Consider the following 25,898-nt stretch of genomic DNA (forward strand, 5'->3'; position numbering starts at 1 on the left):
GTGCGCAGCCAGCCGATCGCGGTTGCCTGGTCGTCGAGGGCTCCGGCGGAGCGGGCGACGATCGCAGCGGTCAACGTCGACGGATGACGCTGGAACGAATCGGCGGCGTAGTGCGCGGCCTCGCCGAACCGCCTCGTCTCGAGCAGGAGCCGCGCCAGAACGTACTCGTTGCTCGGGTCGCCCTGGGGGAGTGGCTCCGGAAGCAGGTCGATCAACTCGGCCGCGCGCTCGGTCGACAACTCCGAGGGCGGAGCCGTTCGGGTCGGTTGTGGGTGGCTCAGCGCCGAGAACAGGATGCGTCGCGCCTTGCCCGCCTTGCCGGCATCGAGCGCATCCGAAGCGACGTTCCACGGTGAACTCGCGACCTGCGGAGCCTTGCCGGCATTGAGCATCTGGAACTGTGAGATCAGGAGGAAGCCGACGAACAGGACGAAGCCTCGGTACCCGGTTGCGACCAGCAGTACGGCCGAGGCCGATGTCAGGGCGATCGAGAAGAAGAGCATGTACCGGTGCGCCCGGCCCGGGACGACGTAGTCCATGCCGTAGGTCATGATGTGGCCGCCGTCGAGGGGGAGCACGGGGATCAGGTTCATCATTCCGATCGCCGGGCCTGCCCACCAGATGGCCGCAGCCGCCGGTTCGCTGAACGTCGAGGGCATGTCGAACGGGCTGAAGCCCATAGCGAGCAGCACGGTGACGCTGACCGCGATGTGGATTCCGGGGCCGGCGAACGAGATCCACGCCTGCCGCGCTCGGCTGATGGGCCGAGTGGGGCGATACGACGCGTATCCGGCGAAGAACCCCAGTGAGATCTCTGCGTCCGCGCCGGCGCGACGTGCTGCAGTCGCGTGTCCCAACTCGTGAATGAGCGTGAGGACGGCGATCGAACCAGCCAACCAATATCCGAACGGGCTGCGATAGAGAAACACGATCAGCGCCGTGAACATCACGAATCCGGACTGCACTCTCACGTCGAAGCCGAGGATCCGGAACATCGGTCCAGCCTACGGCTGGTGCGGTTGACAGGGGATCTATGCTGAGCAGCCGTATGCCTTACGTCTACAGCTTCGACCACAAGCACCGCCGTCCTCCGATGGAGTACAAGGACCTGCTCGGAGGCAAGGGCGCGAACCTCGCCGAGATGACCAGCGTCCTCAAGCTGCCCGTTCCCGGAGGCTTCACCGTGTCGACCGACGCCTGCCGCGCGTACATGGAATCGGGCTGGCCGGCCGAGCTCGATGCGGAGATCGAGAAGCAGGTCGCCAAACTCGAGAACGACATGGGTCGCACGTTGGGCGACCCCAAGGACCCGTTGCTCGTCTCGGTCCGGTCCGGCGCCAAGTTCTCGATGCCCGGCATGATGGACACGGTCCTCAACCTCGGCCTCAACGACCGATCGGTGAAGGGACTCGCGGCGTCGACCGACAACGAGCGCTTCGCCTACGACAGCTACCGCCGGTTCATCGCCATGTACGCGCGCATCGTGATGGACGCCGAGGGCGAACCGTTCGAGGAGCTGCTCGAAGCGGCACGCGAGAAAGTCGGGGGCAAGACCGACGCCGACATCCCGGCCGATGCGCTCAAGGAACTCTGCGATCAGTACAAGGCACTCGTGAAGGAGCAGACGGGCAAGCCGTTCCCGCAGAAGCCGATGAAGCAGTTGCGCGGTGCGGTCGAGGCCGTGTTCTCGTCGTGGAACCGTCCGCGTGCGATCGCCTATCGCAATCGTGAACGCATCGCGCACACGCTCGGCACCGCCGTCAACGTTCAGGCGATGGTGTTCGGCAACCGTGACGACGATTCCGGTACCGGGGTCGGATTCACCCGCAACGCGGCGACGGGCGAGAACAAGCCGTACGGCGACTTCCTCGTCAATGCCCAGGGTGAGGACGTGGTCGCCGGAATCCGGAACACGCAGACACTCGACGACATGAAGGACGTCTTCCCGAAGATCCACGACGAACTGTTCGAGATCTTCGTCCGCCTCGAGCGGCACTATGAGGACATGTGCGACACCGAGTTCACCATCGAGCAGGGCAAGCTCTGGATGCTGCAGACCCGGGTCGGCAAGCGCACCGGCGTCGCTGCGCTGAAGATGGCCGTCGACATGACGAAGGGGACCGGGAAGGGCAAGGAGCGCTGGAAGATCAGCCGTGAGACCGCCCTCATGCGGGTCTCGGCCGACAATCTCGACTCGGTGCTCCACCCGCAGTTCACCGACAAGGGCACGGTCCTCGCGACCGGTCTGGGGGCGTCGCCCGGCGCAGCGGTCGGCAAGGTGTACTTCACCGCCGACGACGCAGCCGACGCTGCCGACGACCGCGGCGAGAAGGTCATCCTGGTCCGCAGCGAGACGAGCCCCGAGGACGTGCACGGCATGATGGTCTCCGAGGGCATCCTGACCGCCCGCGGCGGGCTCGTCAGCCACGCCGCTGTCGTCGCTCGTGGCTGGGGAACCCCCGCCATCGTCGGAGCGGAGGCGATCAAGATCTCCGGCAAGAAGTTCACCGTCGGCGACGTCACCGTCGAGGAGGGTGACGTCATCTCGATCGACGGGACGAGCGGCGAAGTCGTGCTCGGCGAGATGAAGACCGCGAGCGGCGAGCCTCCGGCCGAGTTCACGACGATCCTGGGATGGGCCGACAAGGTCCGCAAGGGGAAGCTCGCCGTGCGCGCCAACGCCGACTCCGGCGAGGACGCCGCCAATGCTCGCGAACTCGGTGCCGAGGGCATCGGCTTGTGCCGCACGGAGCACATGTTCCTCGCCCCCGATCGCCTGCCGGTCGTGCGCCGCATGATCCTCGCGACGACCGAAGAGGAAGAGGAGGCCGCACTCGCTGCGCTGCGCGATGTGCAGCAGGCCGACTTCGAAGAGGTGCTCGAGGCGATGGACGGTCTGCCGGTCACCATCCGGTTGCTCGACCCGCCGCTCCACGAGTTCCTGCCGCCCGTCGAGGAACTGAAGATCAAGGAGGCCACGACCGGGCTGAACGAGCAGGAGCAGGCCGAACTCGCCGCCGCCGAGAGTTGGGCGGAGCACAATCCGATGATCGGCACGCGCGGTGTGCGGCTCGGGGTCATCAAGCCCGGCCTCTACGCGATGCAGGTTCGAGCGTTGCTCGACGCGGCCGCAGCACTGCGCAAGCGGAAGAAGAACCCCATCGTCGAGATCATGATCCCGCTCACGGTCACCCGCGAGGAGATGGCGCTCGCGCGTTCATGGGTGCAGGAGGAGGTCGACGCGGCGTTGAAGGGCATGCGCAACAAGCCCGACATCACGATCGGCACGATGATCGAGACGCCTCGTGCCGCCGTGCGTGCGGACGAGATCGCCGAAGTGTCGGACTTCTTCTCGTTCGGTACCAACGACCTCACGCAGCTCACCTTCGGGTTCAGCCGCGATGACATCGAGAGCCGGATGATGCCTGCCTACCTCGAGCAGGGCTTGTTGAAGCGCAACCCCTTCGACACGATCGACCAGACCGGTGTAGGTGACCTCGTGCGCCTCGGGGTCGAACGCGGCCGCTCCACCAAGAAGAAGCTGAAGCTCGGCGTGTGCGGCGAGCACGGCGGCGATCCCGAGTCGATCGACCTGTTCTACCGCGTCGGACTCGACTACGTGTCGTGCAGCCCGTTCCGGGTGCCGATCGCCCGGCTCAGCGCGGCGCAGGCCGTGTTGCGAAACGCCTGATCGGGGCGTCCGCATGGTTCGAGGATTTCCGGGCATGATGGAGCGGTGACCTCCCTCGTGCCCGGACTCCTCGCCGAGAGTGAGCGCAACGCGAACCTCGCAGACATCGACGTCCACGCGTGGCAGTGGATCGTGCTGCTCGCGGTGATCTTCGTGATGCTGTTGATCGACCTGCTGGTCGTGCACAAGGAAGCGCACGAGGTCAAGACGAAGGAGGCGGCGATCGAGTCGGCCGTCTGGATCAGCGTCGGTGTCGCGTTCACCGGTGTGGTCGCGTGGTGGTTCGGTTCTCAGGCCAGCGGCGAGTACATCTCCGGGTACCTGATCGAGAAGAGTCTGAGCGTCGACAACGTCTTTGTCTGGGCGCTCATCATGGGGTACTTCAAGGTGCCGCAGCGGTATCAACATCGGGTGCTGTTCTGGGGGATCTTCGGGGCGCTCGCACTCCGCGCCGTCTTCATCTTCGCCGGTGTCGCCCTCATCGAACGCTTCGACTGGATCTTGTACATCTTCGGCGCATTCCTGCTGTACACCGCCGGGAAGCTCGTCTTCTCGGACAACGACCACATCGACCCGGGTGAGTCGAAGTTCCTCAAGATCGTCAATCGCTTCGTGCCGTCCACCGATGAGTTCGATGGCCAGAAGCTGTTCACGAGGAAGAACGGCAAGCGCCTCGCGACTCCATTGTTCGCCGTGCTGATGCTCATCGAGGCAACCGACGTGATCTTCGCCGTGGATTCGGTTCCGGCCGTGCTCGCCGTGTCGAATGAGCAGTTCATCGTGTTCGCGTCGAATGCGTTCGCGATCCTCGGTCTCCGCGCGCTCTATTTCCTGCTGGCCGACATGCACTCGCGCTTCACGTACCTCCAGGAGGGTCTCGCGATCATCCTCGCCTTCGTCGGCGTCAAGATGCTCATCGCCGAGTGGTATCACATCCCGACGGCGCTCTCGCTCGGCGTGATCGCGATCGTGCTCACCGCATCGATCGGGTTCTCGTTGAAGTCGTCGGGCCGCGCCGAGGAAGAATCCGAGCTCGTGGAGGCCGCCTTCGACGACACGGACGGGTGACCGTCTCGGCGGCGGATCCGACCCGCGATCGGGGTGAGCTCGAAACGACGGGGTCGGGTTCGATCCCATGACGCCATCCCATGACGCCTCGGTCAGGATGTTCGCCCCGATCGGAGAAGTAGCGTGCCCGCCATGGGGATCGCGGACGACGACATCGACAAGATCCGCTCGACCGTCTCCATCGTCGACACCGTCCAGCAGTACGTCGCGCTGAAGCGGGTCGGACGGAACTGGTCGGGTCTGTGCCCGTTCCATGCCGAGAAATCTCCCTCCTTCTACGTGCGTGAGGAGACCGGTCGCTACAAATGCTTCGGGTGCGACAAGGGCGGAGACGTCTTCACGTTCATCCAGGAGATCGAACACACCGATTTTCCGGGGGCGGTCGAGCACCTGGCCGCCAAGGCGGGAATCTCGCTGAACTACACCTCGACGGGTCAGTCCAAGGAGCGCGCCCGTCGCAAGAAGCTGACCGAGGCGATGAACGATGCGGTCGAGTGGTACCACGAGCGGCTGTTGAAGGACCCCGAGGCGCGCGCTGCCCGCGACTATCTGCGTGATCGCGGCCTCCACGGCGACATCGCCCGGCAGTTCAAGTTGGGATGGGCTCCCGACGACTGGGATCGGCTCGCGCACGACCTCGGTCGACCACCCGACGTGCTCCAGGATGTCGGACTCGCATTCCGCAACCGCCGGAACCGGATGCAGGATTCGTTCCGTGCCCGCGTGATGTTCCCGATCTTCTCGGAGTCGGGCGAAGCACTCGCATTCGGCGGGCGGATCCTGCCGGGATCGGACGACCCGGCGAAGTACAAGAACAGTTCGGAGACCCCGATCTACACGAAGTCGAAGGTCCTGTACGGGCTCAACTGGGCGAAGGCGGATGCCGCCAAGACCGACCAGATCGTCGTGTGTGAGGGGTACACCGACGTCATCGGATTCCACCAGGCCGGGGTGCCGCGGGCCGTCGCCACGTGCGGAACCGCATTGACCGAGGAACACGTGCGGCTCCTCAAGCGGTACGCGAGCCGAGTCGTGCTGTCGTTCGACGCCGACGCCGCCGGGCAGGGCGCGGCGGAGCGCTTCTACGAATGGGAACAGAAGCACCAGGTCGAGGTGTCGGTCGCCCGCCTCCCCGCGGGGGCTGATCCGGGCGATCTCGCACGATCGAATCCCGAGGCGTTGGCCAAAGCCGTCGCCGAGCCGTTGCCGTTCCTCGGCTTCCGGCTGCAGCGCACGATGGGATCGCGCCGTCTCGATTCTCCCGAACAGCGTGCACGTCTCGCCGAGGAGGCGATGACGGTCGTCAACGAACATCCGAACCCGAACGTCCGCAAGCTGTACGCGGGCGAGGTCGCAGCCAAGGTGGGACTCCCCGTGGCCGATCTGGTGAAGTTGGCAGAGCGGGGGGTGCGTCGACCGTCGATCGCGGTCGAGACGAAGCGCCAGAACGCGCCGATGGAGAACGCCGAGTTCGCGGCACTCGTCCTGCTCGTGCAGGAGTGGGACTCGATCGCCGAGTGGCTGGTCGAGGGGTTGTTCGACAACGACGCGAACCGGCTGGCGTTCCTCGCCTTGGCCGAGGCGGGCGATCTCAACGGGGCTCTCGACATCGCCGCTCCCGATGCCCGTGAGGTGCTCGAGCGTGCGTCCGTCGCCGATCTCGATCTCGACGCGACCGTCGAGGCGCAGTCGTTGATCGCGGCTGCCACGCGCCGTGAACTGCGACACCGCACGTCGTATACCGACCCGGCATCGCTCGAGGAGGACCGCGCTGCGCGGCTCGAGTTGATGGCGCTGGCGGAGCCCGACCCCGCTCGCGCTCTTTCGGCGGCGGAGTCGTTGCTAGGTTGGCTCCATCGACGAACCGACGAACGTTCCCACTGAATCGAACGACCCGAGCGTCGACAGCAGCGCGCTCGTCTCGCCGGTCGACGGGGTCGACGAACAGGAGTGGGGAGCACTCGTCGAACGAGGCCGCGCGAGTGGCGAGGTCCACGCGGATCAGGTCAGTCATGTGCTGCGCCACGTGGAGCTGTCCGAATCGGTCCTCACCGACGTCCAGACGTTGTTCTCCGGCGCCGGGATCTCGATCGACGACAAGCTCGATCACGACGACGAGATCCACGACGACACGCCGGTCGGTGTGCGTCGCGAGGTCATCGTCGAGAACGACGCCGACGAGCGGCTGCTCAGCCGACGGCGTCAGCGTCGCACCAAGAAGCGGGGTCCGAAGGCCGAGGGCGGTTCAGCGGATGCGGTGCGGATGTACCTCCGCGAGATCGGTCAGGTCGATCTGCTCACGGTCGATGACGAGCGTCGGCTCGCCCAACTCATCGAAGAGGGCAAGATCGCCGCGGAGAAGATCGACGCGGCGAGCGAGGCGCGCACGACTCTCGACGGCGTGGAGGATCGGATGCTGATGCGCGCGGTCAAGCGGGGCGAGCGCGCGAAATCCGAACTGACCCAGGCGAACCTGCGTCTCGTCGTGAGCATCGCGAAGCGGTACTCGGGTCGGGGGATGCAGCTTCTCGATCTGGTCCAGGAGGGCAACCTCGGGTTGATGCGTGCGGTCGAGAAGTTCGACTACACGAAGGGGTTCAAGTTCTCCACCTACGCGACGTGGTGGATCCGTCAGGCGATCACCCGGTCGATCGCCGACCAGGCGCGGACGATCCGCATCCCGGTCCACATGGTCGAGCACATGAACCGCGTGACGCGCGCGAAACGCACGATGCACCAGGAACTCGAGCGTGAGCCGACGATCGACGAACTCGCACAGCGGGTCCAACTCGAACCGGAGCGGGTACGCGAATTGCTGCGGTACTCGCAGGATCCGTTGTCGCTCGACTCGCCGGTGGGGGAAGAGGACGAATCGAACCTCGGCGACTTCATCCAGGACGAGTCCGCCGACAGCCCCGCCGATGCGGCCACCCGCGTGATGCTGTCGAACGCGGTCGGTGAGGTCCTCAACGAACTGTCCGAGCGCGAGCAGGAGATCGTCCGGCTGCGTTTCGGCCTGGACGGTGGTCAGGCCAAGACCCTCGAGGAGGTCGGCAAGGAGTTCGGTGTGACCCGCGAACGGATCCGTCAGATCGAGGCGAAGACCCTGGCGAAGCTGCGCCATCCGCAGCGCAGCCAGCGGCTCCGCGAGTTCCTCGAGGTCGAGTAGAAGTCGAGGAGGTGTGACGGGGTGGGTCGCACTCGCCCGTCCCGCAGGAGTGTCACACCCCTGTGCGCATGATGACGTCATGTTCACCTCCGACGACATGACCCTCGACTGCCGGACCTGCCTGGCGGCGAACACGACGGCGTGTGGCGACTGTGTCGTCCAGCACCTCCTCGCGAACGATGCCGGTCCGATCGAGTTCGTCCCGAACCCGCAGCGTCGCGGTGCCGGTGACACCGAACGTGTCGTCCAGTTGTTCGCACGGGCGGGCATGCTCGACGATGAACCTCACTATGTCCCGTTCGCCGAGTTCGAATCCTCCGGTGTCCCCCAGATGACACGGTGATCGCTCCTACGATGCCGCCATGAGCGACGAAGCCGACGACGACACGGTGCCGACGGGCCGTTCCGGGGTCGATCCTCTGATCGCCTACCCGACCGAGTCGACGGGGATGACCGGTCAGATCGAGCGTCCGGGCGATGGGACGCCGTGGTGGTTCATCCCCACGATGTTCGCGATCGCGCTCGGGTTCATCGCGCTGTTGGCCTACATCAGCGAGTCCCGGTCCGGGAACGATTCGGTGGTCTCCGAAGCGGCGGCCGATTCCGCAGTCACCGATACGTCGCAGGACGACGCAGCCCGCTCCGATGGGACCGATCCCGCGGTCGGAGCGTCCACGCCCGACAGCGACGATTCGGCACGTACGGGCTCGGGTGTGACGGACGCGACCGAGCCCACGTCGGCCGCGCCGACCACGGTCGATCCGCTGATCGCCGACCTTCCCGACCCGGGGGTCGTTCGTCTCGGAGCGGCCGAGTTCGACATCGTGTCCGTCTGTGAGGTCCACCACCCGTATGAGCCGGTCGACACCGACACGGAGGTCTCGAGCTACTTCTTCTTCGCGGCCGGTGAGCGTGGACTCGTCGAACGGGTGGTCAACGAGGACGGCGACCGGGCGATCCGGCGGGTCGGGGAGATCGTGACGTCCTCACCCGATGTCACGGTGATCGGCGATGCCGGCGCCTTCTCGGCGGCCTTCGTCGGAGGTGACGTGGTCGTGAATCCCACCGAATCGAGCGAATCGGGCTGCGCGGACCGAGTCGTCACCAATGCGCCCGGACAGCTCGCCGAACCACACATCCAGATCGTGCTCGACGTCTGTGTCGCCGACGATGGTCCGGCCGGAACCACGATCGCCGGTCTGATCTCCGAAGGTGGTCGATTCGAGATCCCGCAGGCCGGGGGTGAACTCGCCGAGATCGTGTTCGAGCGGGGGCCCGACGATCTCCTGCGGACGAGCGCACCGGCGACCATCCTGCGGACCGACGAACAGGTCTCGGCGTCGGGTGTGGTCAGCAACGGTGTCGACGATCTCGACATCACGATCGACATCGACAGAAGCATCGTCGACGACGCCCGCGCGTGTACCGACGCTGATCGGCTGTGACGAGCCCGACCGAAGCCGCGGCGTTCCCGTCCCTCGCGCGGATCGAGGACCTCGTTCGTGAGCACGGGATCAGCCACGTGAGCGTCGCGTCGGCTGACGTCCTCGAGGACACCCGGTCGGTTCTGCACCGACGCAAGGAACTCGGTCTCCACGACGGGATGCAGTTCACGTACCGCAATCCGGACCGGTCGACCGATCCACGGCGCGCCGTTCCCGACGCCCGATCCGTGATCGTGGCTGCCCGCCCGTATCTGACCGATTCCGAGCCGACGCGACCGGTGACCGGGGTGCACGCCCGGGTGGGCAGGTACGCCTGGGTCGACCACTACGAACCACTCCGGGTCGGCCTCCGCATCGCTGCCGCAGAGATTCAGGCGGCCGGGTATCGGGCGGCGGTGTTCGCCGACGACAATTCGCTGGTCGACCGGGCGATCGCCCAACGGGCGGGGCTCGGCTGGTTCGGGAAGAACGCAAACCTGCTCCTGCCGGGTGCCGGCAGCTTCTTCACCCTCGGTTCGATCGTCACGAGCGCTCCGTACGAACCGAACGAGGCTCCGGTGTCCGACGGCTGTGGAACATGTGTGCGCTGCATCGACGGTTGTCCGACCGGAGCGATCGTCGCGCCCGGTGTGATCGACGGAGCGCGATGTCTCAGCTGGATCCTGCAGAAGCCCGGGCCGATCCCGATCGAGTTCCGCGAGGCCGTGCACGATCGGATCTACGGGTGCGACGACTGTCAGGACGTCTGTCCGATCTCGGTGCGCCTGGGCCCCCGGAACACGGTCGATCTCGATGTCGACGGGCCCGCCGTCCAGGCATTCGTCGATGCGATCGAGTTGCTCGACTCCACGGACGAGACGATCGAGGCCCGGCACGGTCGCTGGTGGATCGCCGGTCGCGAGATGCGCTGGTTGCGGCGCAACGCGTTGGTCGTGATCGGCAACACCGCCGACCCGTCCGATCGCGAGGCTCGGGCCGTGCTCGACCGATACCGTGCCGACGACGACCCGATCCTCGTCGAGCATGCCGTCTGGGCGTTCGCCCGACTCGACGAGCGGGCGACCCCGACATCATGAAACATCTCCTTGTCACCAACGACTATCCACCGAAGATCGGCGGCATCCAGTCGCTGCTGTGGGAATGGTGGAGGCGGCTCCCGTCCGATCGATTCGCGGTGCTCACCAGCCCGTACGAGGGAACCGCCGAGTTCGATGCCGGGGAGCCCTATCGAATCGAGCGGACACCCGAACCCGTCCTGCTCCCGCATCCATGGATGGTCAAGCGGATCAACGATCTTGCCGACGACTTCGGCGCCGACCTCGTCGTCCTCGATCCGGCGGTGCCGCTGGGTCTCGTCGGTCCGTCGCTGAAATTGCCGTACGACCTCGTTCTGCACGGGGCGGAGGTCACCGTCCCGGGCCGCCTGCCGTTGTCGAAACAAGCACTGGGATACACACTGCGGCGCGCCCGTCACATCATCGCTGCGGGCGGCTATCCGGCGACCGAGGCCGAACACGCGGCGGGGCGACCGCTGCCGACAACCGTCGTGCCGTGCGGGGTCGATCCCGATCGTTTCAAGGTGTTGGACGACGCAGAGCGTCTCGCCGCCCGTGAGCATCTCGGCCTGCCGGCCGACGCCGAGTTGATCGTCGGGATCTCCCGACTCGTGCCGCGCAAGGGCTTCGACACCGCGATCCGTGCGGTCGCCCGGCTGAAGCATCGTCGGCCCGATCTGCTTCTCGTGATCGCCGGCGGCGGCCGCGAGGAGGGTCACCTGCGGCGACTGGTCGACGAACTCGATGCCCCGGTCCACTTCGCCGGACGGGTGCCGAACGACGATCTCCCCAAGCTCTACGGCTGTGCCGACGTGTTCACGATGCTGTGTCGCAACCGGTGGGGTGGGCTCGAGCAGGAAGGCTTCGGCATCGTGTTCATCGAAGCGGCATCGTGCGGAGTGCCTCAGGTCGCAGGTGATTCTGGCGGTGCAGCCGAAGCCGTCGCGCACGGCGAAACCGGGCTGGTGATCGACGATCCGGAGGATGTGCAGGCGGTTGCCGATGCATTCGAGCAACTGCTCGACGACGACGAACTGCGGACGTCGATGGGCGTCCGTTCTCGTGAACGCGTCGAGTCGGATTTCGCCTACGACGTGCTCGCCCGCCGGTTGGGCGACACACTCGGTGTGTTCGACTGACCGCTACCGTGGCACGGATGAACAACCACGGTGCAGCGGGCGATCTCATCGTTCGCATCAACGTGCTGGCCACGGTGTTGTTCACCGTGACCGCCCTCGCTGCGGCGATCGTGTTCGAGGGCTTCGTCATCGGCCTCGCCGCCGCCGTCGCCTTGGTGCTGTTCTTCGTCGGAATCTTCGCATTCCTCTGGTCGTTCTGGAACGCGATCCAGCGCAGCCGCGGGGAACAGGTCGCCGTGACACAGCTGTACTTCCTCGCCGGCGGTGTCGCCCCGCGTTCGGTGAGGACCACGATGCTGCTCGCCCTCGCCGTGCAGTGTGTCGTCGGTCTCGGCACCGCGATCGCTCGACCCGACTCCGCCGACGGGAGCCCGGGGACATCACTCGCTCTCGGGGTTCTCGTCCCCCTGTTCGGATTCGGCATGAACGGACTGTGGGCCGCATTTCACGGTCACTATGCCGACCGAGTGTCGAACAATCCGCGCCCGATCGACCAGAATGAGCACCATGGCTGAGACCGCGACCGAGATCATCACCATCGACGCCACACCCGACGAGGTGTGGGATGTCGCCGTCGACCTGCCGCGGTACCCCGAGTGGGCGCGAGACATCAAAGCGGTCACGATCCACGAGACCGACGACGAGGGACGCCCGAGCGAGGTCGAGTTCCGGGCCTCGGCGCTCGGCCGGAGTACCCACTACACGCTCCAGTATCGATATGCGGACGAACCCCGCCAGCTCGGTTGGTCGATGATCCGCGGCGACATCCAGCGTTCGATCGACGGCGCGTTCACCTTCATTCCGACCTCGGACGGCAAGACGGAGGTCCGCTACGACCTCGCGATCGACCTCGTGGTTCCGCTCCCGGGATTCGTCAAACGACGCGCCGAAGTACGCATCCTGAACACCGTTCGGGAGCTGAAGGTTCGCGCCGAGGCGTGACGGCTGCGCGTGTTCGCGTCGGCATCGATGTCGGCGGAACCAAGGCACTCGGCGTCGTTCTCGGGCCCGATGGCGACGTCATCGCGCACGATCGTCGGGCGACCCCGCGAGGTGTCGACAGTCTCGAACCGCTGATCGACACCCTCGTCGAACTCGCTCGCTCGCTGGGTGCCTCGCGATCGCTGGGAGTCGGGATGCCCGGCCTGGTCACGCGCGAGGGCGTGCTGCGCGCCGCGCCCAACCTCGACGGCGTCGCCGACTTCGAGGTCGGACGGCGGCTCGCCGAGCGGCTCGGGCACCCGGTCGCGGTCGACAACGACGGCACCTGCGCAGCACTCGCCGAGTGGAGCCTCGGAGCGGGTGGGGGCACGTCGGACATGATGCTGGTCACGCTCGGAACCGGAATCGGTGGGGGAATCGTCGCCGACGGACGGGTCCAGCACGGTGCGCACGGATTCGCCGGAGAATTCGGGCACATGGTCGTCGATCCGAACGGGCCGAGTTGCCCCTGTGGCCGCAACGGGTGCTGGGAGCGCTACGCGTCCGGTTCGGGACTGGCGATGCTCGCTCGGGAAGCGGCGACGGGACGCAAGCTGCAGGCGGTCGTCGACCGGGCGGGCGGTGACCCCCTCGACGTGCGGGGCGAGCATGTCCACGACGCTGCTCGCGACGGCGATGCGGAGGCGCGCGCAGTGATCGACGACTTCGGCCGCTGGGTCGCGCTCGGGCTGGCGAATCTGACCAACGCTCTCGATCCCGAGATGTTCGTCCTCGGAGGCGGCCTCGCCCTCGGAGCAGACCTCTACCTCGACCCGATCACCCGATGGTTCGCAGAACTGCTCTACCAGCCGGACCTGCGCCCCATTCCCCGGATCGAGTTCGCTCGCTTCGGCCCGTTGGCGGGAGCCGTCGGCGCGGCACTGCTCCCCGGCATCTGACCCGTCCGGACTTCCGATGGGGGACCCGTGGAGCGCAGCGCGAACCGTCTTCTGATCGAATTCACCGCGCTGGGCGCGAGCGGGCGCAGCTATCGTCGTTTCCATGGAGTTTCGCCGGATCGAGAATCTGCCCCCGTATGTGTTTTCCATCATCAACGGGCTGAAGATCGAGGCACGGCGCGCCGGTGCTGACGTCATCGACCTCGGCTTCGGCAACCCGGACATGGCGTCGCCCGACATCGCGGTCGAGAAGCTCGCCGAAGCGGCGAGGAACCCCCGCAATCATCGCTACTCCCTGAGCCGGGGACTGCCGAAGCTGCGCGAGGCGATCGCGGGGTACTACAAGAACAAGTGGGACGTCGATCTGGATCCCGAGCTCGAGATCACGAACACGATCGGAGCGAAGGAAGGCTTCAGCCACCTGATGTGGGTGCTGCTCGAGCGCGGTGACGCGGCGATCGTGCCGACCCCGAGCTACCCGATCCACATCTACGGGCCATTGTTCGCCGGCGCCGACCTCCGCCAGGTCCCGATGAAATTCCTCGCCGATCCCTCCGATCGCGAGACCTTCACCGACGATTTCATGGACAGCCTGCACACCGCGTATGACGTGGGTTGGCCGAAGCCCCGCGTGCTGGTGATGTCGTTCCCGCACAACCCGACCGGAGCGATCGTCGACCTCGACTTCATGCAGCGCGTCGTCGACTTCTGTCGCGAACGCGACATGATCGTCGTCAACGACTTCGCCTATGCCGACATCGGTTTCAACGGTCACCAGCCGCCGAGCATCCTGCAGGCCGAGGGTGCGATGGAGTGCGCCGTCGAGCTGTATTCGATGACCAAGTCGTTCCAGATGGCGGGCTGGCGATCCGCGTTCCTGCTGGGGAACAGCGAGGTCGTGCAGGCGCTCGTCAAGCTGAAGAGCTATCTCGACTACGGAATGTTCCAGCCGGTGCAGATCGCTGCAACGGTGACGCTCAACGAGGCGCAGGACTTCCCCGATCAGGTGCGCGAGATCTACGAGTCGCGATGCGACACGCTCGTCGACGGGCTCGCGCGAATCGGCTGGGACATGCCCAAGCCCGGTGGGTCGATGTTCTGCTGGGGCCCGGTCCCCGAGCCCTATTCCGAAATGGATTCGGTCGAGTTCTGCTCCCACGTCGTGCGTGAGGCCGATGTCGCACTGTCACCGGGAGTGGGCTTCGGCCCCGGTGGTGAGGGCTTCGTCCGCTTCGGGCTGATCGAGAACGAGATGCGGATCAATCAGGCGATTCGAAATCTGAAACGCGGTCTGCCGAAACTCGGCTGAAATCTGCCGTCGGTAGCGTCGCACCCCATGATCACCGTCGTCGTGCGCGTCTGGCTTCCCGATCGTCCCGGGGCGCTCGGCCAGGTGGCCAGCAGGATCGGAGCCGTCCGAGGTGACGTCCTGGGGATCGAGATCCTCGAGCACGGTGCCGATCGTGTGGTCGACGAACTCACGGTGTCGCTGCCCTCCGAGGATCTGGTCGCACTGCTCATCAACGAAGTCGACGCGGTCGATGGCGTCGCGGTGGAGGATGTGCGCACGGTCGACATCGATCGTGCCGACCCGAACCTCGCCGCTCTCGCCGCGGGAGCGGCGATGGCAGAGTCCGAACCCGACGGACGGCTCGACGTGTTGTGCCGGGCGGTCGGGCGCCTCCTCGAGGCCGATTGGAGCGTCGTGCTGCGCGGAGCCGACGTGATCGCCCAGGTCGGCGAGTCGCCGCAGGTCGAATGGCTGTCGGCATTCCTCGTCGGGAGCGAGCACCTGAACGAGATCGACGAGTCCCTCCCGAGTGACGTCGCCTGGGGACACCTCCTCACGTCCGGTCTGACCGTCGCCTGCGGCCGAGCCGACCGCGTGATCCACGAACGTGAGCGAGTCCGACTGAGCCTCCTCGCGCGCCTCGCCGACGCCCTCCTCTGACCCGCCCCGGGCCGGACCCGCGCACGCAACGCCCACCCGCTCCTCTCCGGGCCGCCGGTTCCCCATCCACGAATTTCGAGTCATCGTGACGGTAAGCGTCTCGATCCGACGAGATTTGAGCCCGGGCTTCTCACTTTCCTGAAATTTCGAGCGATCGTGACGGTGTGCGTCTCGATCCGTCGAAATTCGTGTCGGGCGAGTTCGGGTGAGGGGCTGGGAACCGTCAGGTCGCCCAGGCGCGGGAACGGTCGACGGCGCGGAGCCACTGGGTGTGGCGCGTGTCGGCATCCGTTCGATCGGGTAGGGGAGCGAACTCGGCCTCGAGATCCCACGCGGCTGCAATGTCGTCGGTCGAGGCCCACACCCCTTCGGCGAGGCCGGCGAGGAAGGCGGCACCGAGGGCCGTCGTCTCCTGATCGGTCGGACGCTGCACGTTCACCCCCAACTGGTCGGCCTGGAACTGGCAGAGGAAATCCATCACCGATGCGCCACCGTCGACTCGGAGGTCGACGATCGGAATCCCACTCGCCGCGACCATGGCATCGATCACATCGCGCACCTGATACGCCATCGACTCGACGACGGCTCGCGTGATCTCGGCGCGACCGGTGCCGCGGGTGATCCCGACGATCGTGCCACGGGCGTACGGGTCCCAGTACGGCGAACCCAGGCCGGTGAACGCGGGCACGACGTACACGCCCCCGGTGTCGCCGACCGATTCGGCGAGGGGGCCGGTCTCCTCGGCGTGATCGATGATGTTGATCCCGTCGCGGAGCCACTGGATCGCTGCGCCGGTGACGAAGACCGCACCCTCGAGTGCGTAGTGGGTCGTGCCGTCCGCGAGCGTCCATGCCACCGTGGTGAGCATCCCCTCCGTCGGCTCGGGGCATTGCTCACCCACGTTGAGCAGGACGAACGAACCCGTGCCGTAGGTGTTCTTCGCCATCCCCGGCGAGACGCACGCCTGCCCGAACAACGCTGCCTGCTGGTCTCCGGCGACGCCGCTGATCGGAATGCCGGCGACGGCACCGTTGGCGGCCGACGTGGTCCCGATCCGTCCACTCGACGGGACGATCGCGGGAAGCGCCTCGATCGGGACACCGAGCAGGCCGCAGAGGTCGGGATCCCATGTCCGTGACCGGATGTCGCAGAGCATCGTCCGGCTGGCATTCGTGACGTCGGTGGCGAAGACGTCGCCGCCCGTCAGGTTCCAGATCAGCCACGCATCGATCGTTCCGAGCGCGAGATCGTCATCGACGTGGATCCCGCGGTTCTCGAGGAGCCAGGCGAACTTGGTGCCGGAGAAGTAGGGGTCGAGGACGAGACCCGTCCGTTCCCGGATGAGCGGAAGATGTCCGGCGGCCTCGAGTTCGTCGCAGACATGGGAGGTCCGGCGGTCCTGCCACACGATCGCGTTGCCGTGCGGTCGCCCGGTGGAGCGGCTCCAGGCCACGACGGTCTCACGCTGGTTGGTGATGCCGATCGCCGCAATTCGATCGCGTCCCACCTGCGCGACGACGGCGTCGAGCGTGTCGACCGTGGCCGCCCAGATCTCGTCGGCGTCGTGCTCGACCCAACCCGGTTCGGGATAGTGCTGCGTGAACTCGCGGTAGGACGCGATGGTGGGGGAGTCGTCGGTGAACACCGCCCTGCTGCGGACCCCCGTGGTTCCGGCATCGATGGCGATTACACACGTCGAATCCGTCACGGACGACAATGTAGATCAGCGTTTGCGTGGCTTCGACTTCGGCCGGTTCCCGCCCCCGGAGGTGCGCTTGGTCGGTGCCGGTGGGCGTCGCTCGGTAGAGGTCTCGACATCGTCGGTCGGCTCCGTCTTGGCTGCCCGCGGCGTCTTCATCTCCTTCAACGACTTGCGTTGATAGCCGAGCTTGGCCATCACGAACCCGAAGAGCAGGTACAGCGGACCCGAGACCAACAGCCCGGCGAGTGCGCCGACGAAGCCAGAGTTGCGGAAGAAGATCGCGAGGAGCGCGGCCATGATCCCGACGTAGATCAACCACTCGCGAACGAGTCGTTGCCACGGAACCGGACGACTTGAATCCCACCGCATGTCGGCCATTCAATCACCGCGACCATCCGGCACCGCAGGGACGCGCTGTACGATCGGGTCTCGTGCGAATCGGGATGTTGACGGGCGGAGGCGACTGTCCGGGATTGAACGCCGTCATTCGTGCCGCGGTTCGCAAGGGGGAGCGGGCGTTCGGCGACGAGATCGTCGGGTATCTCGATGCGTGGGACGGGGTGCGCGAGCGCCGAACCGTCCCGCTGACCGTCGAGTCGATGCGCGGGATGCTGCCCCGTGGGGGCACCGTGCTCGGCACCCGTCGTGGAAGCCCGTTCGACACGCCCGACGGTGTCGAGCAGGTCCAACAGTCGATGAACGACCTCGGGCTCGACGCATTGATCGTGATCGGCGGGAACGGGAGTCTGTCGATCGCGTGCCGGCTGCACACGGAGTACGGGATCCCGATCGTCGGTGTGCCGAAGACGATCGACAACGACATCGAGGGCACCGACGTGACGTTCGGCTTCAACACCGCCGTGCAGATCGCGACCGATGCGATCGATCGTCTGCACACGACCGCCGAGAGCCACGACCGAGTGATGGTCGTCGAAGTGATGGGACGCCACACCGGCTGGATCGCGACCCATGCCGGAATCGCCGGCGGAGCGACCGCCGTGCTGATCCCCGAGATTCCGTTCGATGTCGAGGAGTTGTGCGGACGGCTGAAGCGACGTCACGACCGCGGGCGGTACGCGTCGATCGTCGTGGTCGCCGAGGGGGCCGAACCCGTCGACGGCACGCTCGCGATGGAGGACAAGGTGTACGACCGCTTCGGGCACGTGGTCCTCGGCGGCGTGGCGACGCGCATCGCACACACGATCGCGGACCGCACGGGGTTCGAGACGCGAGTGGTGCAACTCGGCCACGTCCAACGTGGCGGAACGCCCACCGCATTCGACCGTGTGTTGTCGACTCGCTTCGGGGTCGCCTCGATCGACGCCGTCCACGCCGAGGCGTGGGGGAAGATGACCGTCGTCCGGGGGACGAACATCGAACTCGAGGACCTGACGGTGGCGGTCGGCAAGACACGGACCGTCGACCGCGAGTTGTTCGACAACGTCGCATCGCACTTCTTCGCGTGATGCATCAACTGGGGTCTGCCCCCAGTCGACACGTCAGGTGGACGGAAGCGGAAGGGCGGGGAAGTCGGGCTGCGACGATTCCAGGAACCCGGGGTAGTCGTAGATCGTCAGCGGCCGGTCGGTGACCTCGCCGTCACCGGTCGGCCACCCCTGGTTCTGTCCGTTGACCCGCAGCCGGAGGTGTTGCACCGGGTCGATCTCGACCGACGTGGTGACGATCTGGGCGAGGGCCTGGCGGAGCCCGAGGTCGGACAGGCCGGTGAGCGCATCGTTGATGTCGACGGTCAGACGGGTCCCGACCGTGCTCGCGTCGAGGATCTCGAGGTCGGCGGGGATCGCGGTGGTCAGCCCGTCACCGCTCTCGTCCTCGTTCGCGCCTGCGATCAGCGAGGTGAGCAGTTCTTCGGGGCTGGTGGCGTCGCTGCGCTGGACCGAGCGCAGGAACGACTGCTCGTCGGTGCCGGCCGGGCTGAGGAGATAGATCCGACTCCCGCCGACCGCGGCGTCGCCGGTCACCGGGTCGCCGAAGTCGCCACGCTGATCGAGCGGGATGTTCTTCGGCGCGGCGTCCTCGCTGATCGAGCACGCGCCGATGGCGAGGGTCAGCACGACACCGATGGTCGAGAGGGACGGCAACCGTCTCATCAGTCCTCCAACTCCATCGCCATCAACTCGATCACGAAGCGCGCGCCGGGGTCGCCGTCGAGACGATCCTCCACCCACACCCGGCCGCCGTGCATGCGGACGTGCTCGTCCACCAGCGACAGGCCGAGGCCGGCTCCCTCGCTGCCGGTCCGGCGGCCGGCGCCACCACCGCGAGCGAATCGCTCGAAGATGAGCGAACGCTCCTCCGGTGCGACACCCACACCGCGGTCCTCGACGGCGATCGTGATGTGGGAGATCGGTTCGTTCGGGGGATTGATCACCTCGATCGTGATCTCGGGTTCACCGCCTCCGTACGCGCGCGCGTTGTCGATCAGGTTCGCGATCACGCGCGCCAGGCGCCGCTTGTCGCCACGGATCAGTGCCAGTTCGGCGCGTTCGGTGACGTGGACGGGTGTCGACGGCACCGAACTCACGGCGACTGCCTGGCGAACGAACTCGGCGGCCAGGAGTTCGTCCATGTTCAGTCGGATCGCGCCGGCATCGAATCGGGAGATCTCCAGCAGGTCCTCGACGAGGCCCTGGAATCGGACCACGTCGCTCGACAGCAGGTCGAGCGCGGCCTGGGCGCGTTCGGGGAGGTCGTTGCGCCGAGCCTCCATCACCTCGACCGACGCCGCGAGGGTCATCAACGGCGAGCGCAGTTCGTGGCTGACGTCGGACGCGAAGCGTGCGTCACGTTCGACGCGTTGCTCCAGCGCCTCGGCCATGTCGTTGAACGATTCGGTGAGGACGCGAAGGTCCGGGTCCTCGTTGTTCTCGAGGCGCGTGTCGAGACGGCCACCGGCGATCGCCGAAGCGGCCTGCGCGGCGGTGCCGAGCGGCTTGACCGCACGCCGTGCGGCGAAGATGCCGACGAGCACCCCGAGACCGGTGGTGATCAGGGCAGCGAGGAGGAGCGCAACGCGTAGGTTCGCGAGGTTGGACTCGACGTCGTCGAGGGGGAAGAACTCGAAGTACGCACCAACCTCGGGGACGGACCACCCGACCACGATGTTGAGTTCGTCGTCCACCCGCACGATCTGGCGAGCGGGCTCGCCGCTCCCGGTGACGACCTGGTCGAACAGTTCGGGCGGGAGGTTGTCGCGCGTGTACGGGGGGCGGCCGTATTGCGTCTCGCGGTACCAGAGCATGTAGCGCTGAACGCCGATCCGTTCGAGCGATGCGCGTGCGGCGGTCGGCTCGGGCGGCAAGGTCTGGCCGAGGTCGCGCTCGACGCTGAGGGCATTGCGACGCGACGTCGAGATCGCAGCCTCGTCGCGTTCGGTGACGAGGTTCGACCGCGTGAGGCCGAACGTGGTCGTTGCGACGAACACCGAGAGCGCGATCGACCCGAGCGTGATGATGACCAGGATTCGTCGACGCAGCCCGATCGAGCGGGGCCTGGTTCGCCGAATGATGCGTCGGATGGGTCCGGCCACCGATGCTCCTGTTCCGGCCGGTCAGGTCTGGAGGCGATAGCCGAGTCCGCGCACGGTCACGACATGGCGTGGGTTCGCGGCGTCGTTCTCGACCTTGGTGCGGAGGCGTCGGATGTGGACATCGACGAGGCGTCCGTCCCCGAAGTAGTCGTAGCCCCACACCTTGTCGAGCAGCGCCTCTCGGCTCAGCACCTTGCCCGGGCTCTCGGCGAGTTCGCAGAGCAGCCGGAACTCGGTCTTGGTGAGGTGGACCTCGTGGCCCTCGCGGAGCACCTTGCCCTCGTCGGGGATCAGTTCGAGGTCGCCAAACACGAGTCGGGCGTGGCCCTGCGCGCCAGGACGGATCCGGCGCAGGAGGGCACGGATCCGGGCCGACAGCTCCTTGGGGGCGAACGGCTTGGTGAGGTAGTCATCGGCGCCGGCTTCGAGCCCAGCAACGATGTCATGGGTGTCGTTGCGGGCGGTGACCATGACGACCGGGACATCACTGGTGCGACGGAGCGTGCGGCACAGCTCGAAGCCGTCGATCCCGGGGAGCATGATGTCGATCAGGACGACGTCGGGCGTCGAGCGCTGGAAGAGCTCGATCGCCTGCTCTCCACTCTCCGCTTCATCGACGATCCAACCCTCGTCTTCGAGGGCAAGCTTCACCGCAGAACGGATTCGCTCGTCGTCTTCGACGGCCAGGATGCGTGTACCCACGCCCCCATGATGCCGCATTTCACCTGCTGACACCGAACATAGGGTCGAATTCAGTCGGTAATTCCCGCCAGGGTCTCGGTGTGGAGGGCCGGCGTGGCTGCGAGGACCCCCATCGGGGCGGTCACGTCGACGTCCGAACCGTCGAACGAGGTGACGATTCCACCGGCCTCCGCGACGAGCAGAACGCCCGCAGCGATGTCCCAGGAACTGATGAACTCCTCGAAGTAGAGGTCGACGCGACCGCTCGCGACGTAGGCGAGATCGAGCGCAGCGCTTCCCTGGCGGCGGATGTCACGAACCGTCGGCAGCACGCGGGCGATGCGGGCTGCTTGTCGCAGCCGGTGACCGTCGAGGTGATAACTGAAGCCCGTCGCAGCCAGCGATGTCGCCAGCTCGGTCGCTCCCGAGACCCCGATCGGAACGTCGTTGAGCGTCGCGCCGTGCCCGCGACCCGCGCTGTAGAGCTCGCCGACCACCGGCGCGTACACAGCTCCGGCAACGGGTTCACCGTCGCGGAGCACCGCGATCGAGCAGCACCACCCGGGGAGGTCGTAGACGAAGTTGACCGTCCCGTCGATCGGGTCGACGTGCCATTCGTATCCGGACGTCCCGGAATGATTGGCACCCTCCTCGCCGACGATCGAGTCGTCGGGGCGCTCGCGCCGGAGCCGGTCGACGACGAGAGCCTCGGTCGACCGGTCGAACTCGGTGACCGGATCGACCGCACTCGACTTGGTCTGGTGGGCCGCTCGGGCTCCCGGCCCGAGGTCACGGCGCGCCCGGTGCGCGAAGTCCCCCGCCTCGCGGGCGATCTCGTCGCACAGCGTGCGGAGTCGGTATTCGATCTCGCCGGTCGGATCGTCGATCGCGTCGCTCACCAGGACGTGTTCGATGCGTGTCCGGCCTTCTCGCGGTCGCTGATCTCGCGCCATTCGCCGAGCGCCCGCATCACGAGCACGGCGACGACCGCCATTCCGCCCGCCGCCATGACGGCACCGATGAGGAGGCCGATGCCCTCGGGAACCGCACAGTTGCCCTCGCACTGGAGTTCGACGAGCGAGTAGCCGATCAGGCCTCCGGCGAGACCGCTCACGAGAATCGCCACGAACGCCAAGACGCGCACCCCGACGGACGGCAGCGCCGAGAGCGGACGGGAGAGGTCGGTCGAACTCATCGACGCGCAGGCTACTGGCGTCCTCCTCGCGCTCGGCGATACTGAGAGCGATGACCGGCACAACCAGCAGGACGATCCTGCATGCGGACATGGACGCGTTCTTCGTCTCGGTGGAGCTGCGACGTCACCCCGAGTTGGTCGGCCAGCCGGTGGTGGTCGGGGGCACGGGCAATCGCGGTGTCGTGGCGGCGGCGTCGTACGAGGCGCGGCGCTTCGGAGTGCACTCGGCGCTGCCATCGGCGGTCGCTCGGCGGCGCTGTCCACACGCCGTGTTCCTGCCCGGGGATCACGAGCTCTACGGCGAGGTGAGCGGTCAGGTCCGCGAGATCTTCGAGCGATTCACGCCGCTCGTCGAGCCGCTCTCGCTGGACGAGGCATTCCTCGATGTGACCGGAGCACAGCACCTGTTCGGCGACGGACGAGCGATCGCGGAACGAATTCGCGCGGCTGTCTCGGAGGAGCTGGATCTCGGGTGCAGTGTCGGCGTCGCCCCGAACAAGTTTCTCGCGAAGCTCGCGTCCGTCGAGGCGAAACCAACAGCGCGAACGGATCGGATCGACCCCGGCGAGGGCGTGACGGTCGTCGATCCCGACGCTGTCCAGGCGTTTCTCGACCCCCTTCCCGTCCAACGGTTGTGGGGCGTCGGCCCGGCGACGCTCGACAAGTTGACGCGGCTGGGGATCTCGAACGTTCGTGACCTGCGGCGGATCGACCACGCCGTGATCACGACGGCGCTCGGTGCCAACCAGGCACGCCACCTCGCCGCGCTCGCGGTGGGAGCGGACGACCGTCCGGTCGAACCCGATCGGGAGGCGAAGTCGATCGGGCACGAGGAGACCTACCCCGTGGACAAGCACACGCCAGCGGAGCTGCGCAGCGAACTCGTTCGTCTCGCGGACGCGGTCGCTCAACGGATGCGCGGCCAGGGCGTTGCCGCCCGAACGTGGCAGCTCAAGGTCCGTTTCGCCGGCTTCACGACGATCACCCGGTCGGTGACGACGGGGGACTTCATCGATCGGGCGCCGGACATCATCGAGCTCGTCGGCCCGCTCCTCGACGTCATCGATCCGACACCGGGCGTACGGCTCCTGGGCGTGAGCGGATCGAACCTGGGCGCGCCGGCTGCGCAGCTCAGCTTCGACGATCTCGACGACACGGCCCCGGACTTCGGGGCGACGACCGAAGCGCTCGACGCGATCCGGCAACGCTTCGGGGAGTCGGCGATCGGGCGGGCGAGCGCCGTGCGCGGCGGGAAGGTCCGCGTGGTCCGGCGTGGAGCGCAGCAATGGGGGCCTGACCAGGACCCCGACCGGCCGCGGTGACCGACCACGACGGACGGTGGAGGATGGGCGCAGCAACCTCGGCCGACCCGGTACACGATGAACCTGAGCCACCGCGTTGAGGAACGCTCTCCGACGTGCGATGATGATGTGGTGCCACTGTCCGAAGACGAACAGCGCATCCTTCGCCAGATCGAAGAAGAACTGGAACAGGATCCGACGTTCGCCCAGCGCGGGTATCGCGTCTCACGTCGCCGTTCCGCGCTCCTGGTGCTCGGCCTCGTCATCGGACTGGCCGTCACGGTCGCGTGTCTGGCGGTCAGTTTCGTCGCTGCATTCGTCGCGTTCTTGTTCGTCGTGTTCATGGCGGTCAAGCTGGAGTCGGAGATCCGACTGCTCGGTCGCGAACAGCTCGGTCAGCTGCCGATCTCGGCATGGTTGCACGCTCGTCGCCCCGACGAGCAGAGCGACATCTCCGACTGACGGATCGTTCCGCCACCGCCTGGCGGGTTCAGCCGAGGTGGGTGAAGTACCGACGGGCCCGTTCGGCCGGCGTGAGCGAATCGGTCACTGCACGCTCCACCTGACGGACCCACTGTGAGCAGTTCTCGAGCAGGCTGACGCCGTATTGCCCGGTGTCGCTCAGGTGCTCGGCTCCGTCGGGCGCGAAGTTCACGTAGGTGACGACCTGTGCGAGGGCGTGCATCGGGCGCGACGAAACCGGGAACACGCGTGATGCCGCCTCGGCGGTCTCCTCGGGGGTCCGACTGGTCGTGTCGTCGAGACCCGTCGAGCGAAGCGCATCGATCGCCCGCGACCAGAGGTGTGCGAGTTGTGCGCCCGAGGACGAGATCGCGCTCCGTCGGATCCGGCGGATCACGGCGGGGAGTGCGACGAGAAGGCCGATGAGCGTCAGGATGCCGAGCGGAACCCAGGGCACGGACATGCCATCGTCGGGGACGGCGGCGGTGGGGACCGCCTCGTTCGCGGCCGGGTCGTCCGCCGGATCGATCCCGGCGGGGATCGTGGTCGGTCCCGGGGCTCCTCCGGTGACGATCGTGGTCACCGGCGTCGTGACCGGTGGAGCGGTCTCGGGTGCCGACTGGTCGGCGTCAGGAACCGGTTCGGCCTGTTCGGGTTCGCGCCCGGTGTAGCTCGCCGTACCCGGGGCACCGCGACCGGGGGTGGGTTCGAACGGAACCCAGCCGATGTCGTCGAACCAGACCTCGGGCCAGGCGTGCGCGTTGCGGCCGAGCACCGAGTACAGGCCGGTGCCGCCGTCCTCGCCCTGGGTGAACCCCACTGCGACCCTCGTCGGGATGCCGATCGTGCGGAGCATCGCTGCGTACGTCCCTGCGAACTGCTCGCAATAGCCGACCCGGTTCCGCAGGAAGGACTCGATCGCGCTGTTCCCGTGCCCCTCCTGCACCTCCAGGCTGTACGTGAACTCCTCGGGGTCCCGCATCCAGTCCTGGAGCATGAGTGCGGCTTCGTAGCTCGATGTCGCCCCCGCCGTGACGTCGAGCGTGATGGCGCGAACCGAGGACGGGAAGTCGCTGGGGAGGTCGGCGTAGAGCGGATCCTCCGGGGCCACCGATGTTGCTGCGGCAAGCGTGGCGGGGGAGAGTCGGGGCGACGCCGACGACACCGTGACCCGATCGCCTGCCTCCAGGTCATCGCCGCTCTTGACGAGTGTCGCGTTCTCGTCGCTCCATCGCAGTTCGCCGTTCAGTTCCCCCTCGCCCTCGATCACGACGGGGTCGGCCGCGGCAGGAACGAACACGCCGCCGAGTGCGGCGATCGTGATGTCCTGGCGGATCTCGACGGATCCGGGGATCCCGGCCCCGACGGTCCCGTCGGCCGCGGTCAGCGCGCTCTCGGGGATCCGCCATCGGGTCCCGTCGAAGTCACCGAGCGCCGCCGAACGCCAGTACGACGCCTCCGTCGCCTGCACGGTGAACAACTCGACGGTCTCGCGATTGGTCAACCGCGAGCGAATGTCGACCAGTGGGCTGATCACCTCGGTCACGCTGCTCGAACTCCCACCGCCCCGCGTCTCGTAGATCGGTTCCGCGTCGGCACCGGGCAGACG

25 protein-coding genes are annotated in these 25,898 nt (G+C 66.9%); 16 read left to right on the plus strand and 9 right to left on the minus strand.

Annotated features, from left to right (window positions below; genetic code table 11):
* Positions 1-995 (minus strand): metalloprotease (locus WBV89_RS20205; protein WP_423983125.1); only part of this gene is annotated, 995 nt, incomplete at its 3' end.
* A 53-nt stretch (positions 996-1,048) separates the two neighbouring features.
* Between WBV89_RS20205 and ppdK the strand changes: the two genes are divergently transcribed.
* The 13 genes from ppdK to WBV89_RS20270 all read left to right on the plus strand — a co-directional run bounded on the left by ppdK (position 1,049) and on the right by WBV89_RS20270 (position 15,398).
* On the plus strand, positions 1,049-3,691 hold the full coding sequence (ppdK, locus tag WBV89_RS20210) for a pyruvate, phosphate dikinase (RefSeq protein ID WP_423983126.1): 2,643 nt from the start codon (positions 1,049-1,051) through the stop codon (positions 3,689-3,691).
* Positions 3,692-3,736: 45 nt separating this feature from the next.
* Positions 3,737-4,759 carry a TerC family protein gene (locus tag WBV89_RS20215; protein ID WP_423983127.1) on the plus strand — a complete coding sequence of 341 codons (1,023 nt, stop codon included), beginning with the start codon at positions 3,737-3,739 and terminating at the stop codon, positions 4,757-4,759.
* Between the two features lie 132 nt (positions 4,760-4,891).
* On the plus strand, positions 4,892-6,643 hold the full coding sequence (gene dnaG / locus WBV89_RS20220; protein WP_423983128.1) for a DNA primase: 1,752 nt from the start codon (positions 4,892-4,894) through the stop codon (positions 6,641-6,643).
* Positions 6,644-6,785: 142 nt separating this feature from the next.
* On the plus strand, positions 6,786-7,928 hold the full coding sequence (rpoD, locus tag WBV89_RS20225) for an RNA polymerase sigma factor RpoD (protein ID WP_423983129.1): 1,143 nt from the start codon (positions 6,786-6,788) through the stop codon (positions 7,926-7,928).
* Positions 7,929-8,007: 79 nt separating this feature from the next.
* On the plus strand, positions 8,008-8,271 hold the full coding sequence (locus WBV89_RS20230; RefSeq protein ID WP_423983130.1) for a hypothetical protein: 264 nt from the start codon (positions 8,008-8,010) through the stop codon (positions 8,269-8,271).
* A 19-nt stretch (positions 8,272-8,290) separates the two neighbouring features.
* Entirely contained in the window at positions 8,291-9,373 is a 1,083-nt protein-coding gene (locus WBV89_RS20235; protein ID WP_423983131.1) for a hypothetical protein, read from the plus strand.
* A complete protein-coding gene (gene queG / locus WBV89_RS20240; RefSeq protein ID WP_423983132.1) occupies positions 9,370-10,449 on the plus strand; it encodes a tRNA epoxyqueuosine(34) reductase QueG in 1,080 nt (359 codons plus the stop codon). The genes WBV89_RS20235 and queG overlap by 4 nt, the downstream gene beginning before the upstream one ends.
* Positions 10,446-11,567 carry a glycosyltransferase family 4 protein gene (locus tag WBV89_RS20245; RefSeq protein WP_423983133.1) on the plus strand — a complete coding sequence of 374 codons (1,122 nt, stop codon included), beginning with the start codon at positions 10,446-10,448 and terminating at the stop codon, positions 11,565-11,567. Before queG ends, WBV89_RS20245 begins: the two co-directional genes overlap by 4 nt.
* 17 nt (positions 11,568-11,584) lie before the next feature.
* The gene (locus WBV89_RS20250) at positions 11,585-12,082 is read left to right on the plus strand and encodes a hypothetical protein (RefSeq protein WP_423983134.1); all 498 of its coding nucleotides are present in this window, start codon (positions 11,585-11,587) and stop codon (positions 12,080-12,082) included.
* A complete protein-coding gene (locus tag WBV89_RS20255) occupies positions 12,075-12,509 on the plus strand; it encodes an SRPBCC family protein (RefSeq protein ID WP_423983135.1) in 435 nt (144 codons plus the stop codon). The genes WBV89_RS20250 and WBV89_RS20255 overlap by 8 nt, the downstream gene beginning before the upstream one ends.
* On the plus strand, positions 12,506-13,447 hold the full coding sequence (locus tag WBV89_RS20260; RefSeq protein ID WP_423983136.1) for an ROK family protein: 942 nt from the start codon (positions 12,506-12,508) through the stop codon (positions 13,445-13,447). Before WBV89_RS20255 ends, WBV89_RS20260 begins: the two co-directional genes overlap by 4 nt.
* 103 nt (positions 13,448-13,550) lie before the next feature.
* Positions 13,551-14,756 carry an aminotransferase class I/II-fold pyridoxal phosphate-dependent enzyme gene (locus tag WBV89_RS20265; protein ID WP_423983137.1) on the plus strand — a complete coding sequence of 402 codons (1,206 nt, stop codon included), beginning with the start codon at positions 13,551-13,553 and terminating at the stop codon, positions 14,754-14,756.
* Positions 14,757-14,783: 27 nt separating this feature from the next.
* On the plus strand, positions 14,784-15,398 hold the full coding sequence (locus WBV89_RS20270) for a hypothetical protein (protein WP_423983138.1): 615 nt from the start codon (positions 14,784-14,786) through the stop codon (positions 15,396-15,398).
* A gap of 223 nt (positions 15,399-15,621) precedes the next feature.
* Here the strand turns inward: WBV89_RS20270 and glpK are convergent, their stop codons facing one another.
* Both glpK and WBV89_RS20280 read right to left on the minus strand, forming a co-directional pair.
* Positions 15,622-17,106 (minus strand): glycerol kinase GlpK, encoded by a 1,485-nt coding sequence (gene glpK / locus WBV89_RS20275; protein WP_423983139.1) that lies wholly within the window; start codon positions 17,104-17,106, stop codon positions 15,622-15,624.
* Positions 17,107-17,121: 15 nt separating this feature from the next.
* Complete coding sequence (locus WBV89_RS20280) at positions 17,122-17,469, minus strand: hypothetical protein (RefSeq protein ID WP_423983140.1); 348 nt, start codon at positions 17,467-17,469, stop codon at positions 17,122-17,124.
* 62 nt (positions 17,470-17,531) lie between these two features.
* Here WBV89_RS20280 and WBV89_RS20285 point away from each other — a divergent pair, with 62 nt between their 5' ends.
* A complete protein-coding gene (locus WBV89_RS20285; protein WP_423983141.1) occupies positions 17,532-18,566 on the plus strand; it encodes a 6-phosphofructokinase in 1,035 nt (344 codons plus the stop codon).
* Between the two features lie 33 nt (positions 18,567-18,599).
* Here the strand turns inward: WBV89_RS20285 and WBV89_RS20290 are convergent, their stop codons facing one another.
* The 5 genes from WBV89_RS20290 to WBV89_RS20310 are packed head-to-tail and all read right to left on the minus strand — an operon-like array spanning position 18,600 to position 22,526.
* Complete coding sequence (locus tag WBV89_RS20290) at positions 18,600-19,175, minus strand: GerMN domain-containing protein (protein ID WP_423983142.1); 576 nt, start codon at positions 19,173-19,175, stop codon at positions 18,600-18,602.
* 35 nt (positions 19,176-19,210) lie between these two features.
* The gene (locus WBV89_RS20295) at positions 19,211-20,650 is read right to left on the minus strand and encodes a HAMP domain-containing sensor histidine kinase (RefSeq protein WP_423983143.1); all 1,440 of its coding nucleotides are present in this window, start codon (positions 20,648-20,650) and stop codon (positions 19,211-19,213) included.
* A gap of 21 nt (positions 20,651-20,671) precedes the next feature.
* Entirely contained in the window at positions 20,672-21,352 is a 681-nt protein-coding gene (locus WBV89_RS20300) for a response regulator (protein ID WP_423983144.1), read from the minus strand.
* Between the two features lie 50 nt (positions 21,353-21,402).
* Positions 21,403-22,230, minus strand: a complete 828-nt coding sequence (locus WBV89_RS20305; protein ID WP_423983145.1) for an inositol monophosphatase family protein — start codon at positions 22,228-22,230, stop codon at positions 21,403-21,405.
* Positions 22,227-22,526 (minus strand): hypothetical protein, encoded by a 300-nt coding sequence (locus WBV89_RS20310; protein WP_423983146.1) that lies wholly within the window; start codon positions 22,524-22,526, stop codon positions 22,227-22,229. Before WBV89_RS20310 ends, WBV89_RS20305 begins: the two co-directional genes overlap by 4 nt.
* Before the next feature lie 50 nt (positions 22,527-22,576).
* Between WBV89_RS20310 and dinB the strand changes: the two genes are divergently transcribed.
* Entirely contained in the window at positions 22,577-23,848 is a 1,272-nt protein-coding gene (gene dinB, locus WBV89_RS20315) for a DNA polymerase IV (protein WP_423983147.1), read from the plus strand.
* Positions 23,849-23,959: 111 nt separating this feature from the next.
* Complete coding sequence (locus WBV89_RS20320) at positions 23,960-24,289, plus strand: DUF3040 domain-containing protein (protein WP_423983148.1); 330 nt, start codon at positions 23,960-23,962, stop codon at positions 24,287-24,289.
* A 28-nt stretch (positions 24,290-24,317) separates the two neighbouring features.
* Here WBV89_RS20320 and WBV89_RS20325 read toward each other — a convergent pair.
* Positions 24,318-25,898, minus strand: a 1,581-nt coding sequence (locus WBV89_RS20325; protein ID WP_423983149.1) for a transglutaminaseTgpA domain-containing protein, incomplete at its 5' end; no start/stop codon positions are given.

Source organism: Ilumatobacter sp., from assembly GCF_049588435.1.
In the GTDB taxonomy this organism is placed as follows: domain Bacteria; phylum Actinomycetota; class Acidimicrobiia; order Acidimicrobiales; family Ilumatobacteraceae; genus Ilumatobacter_A.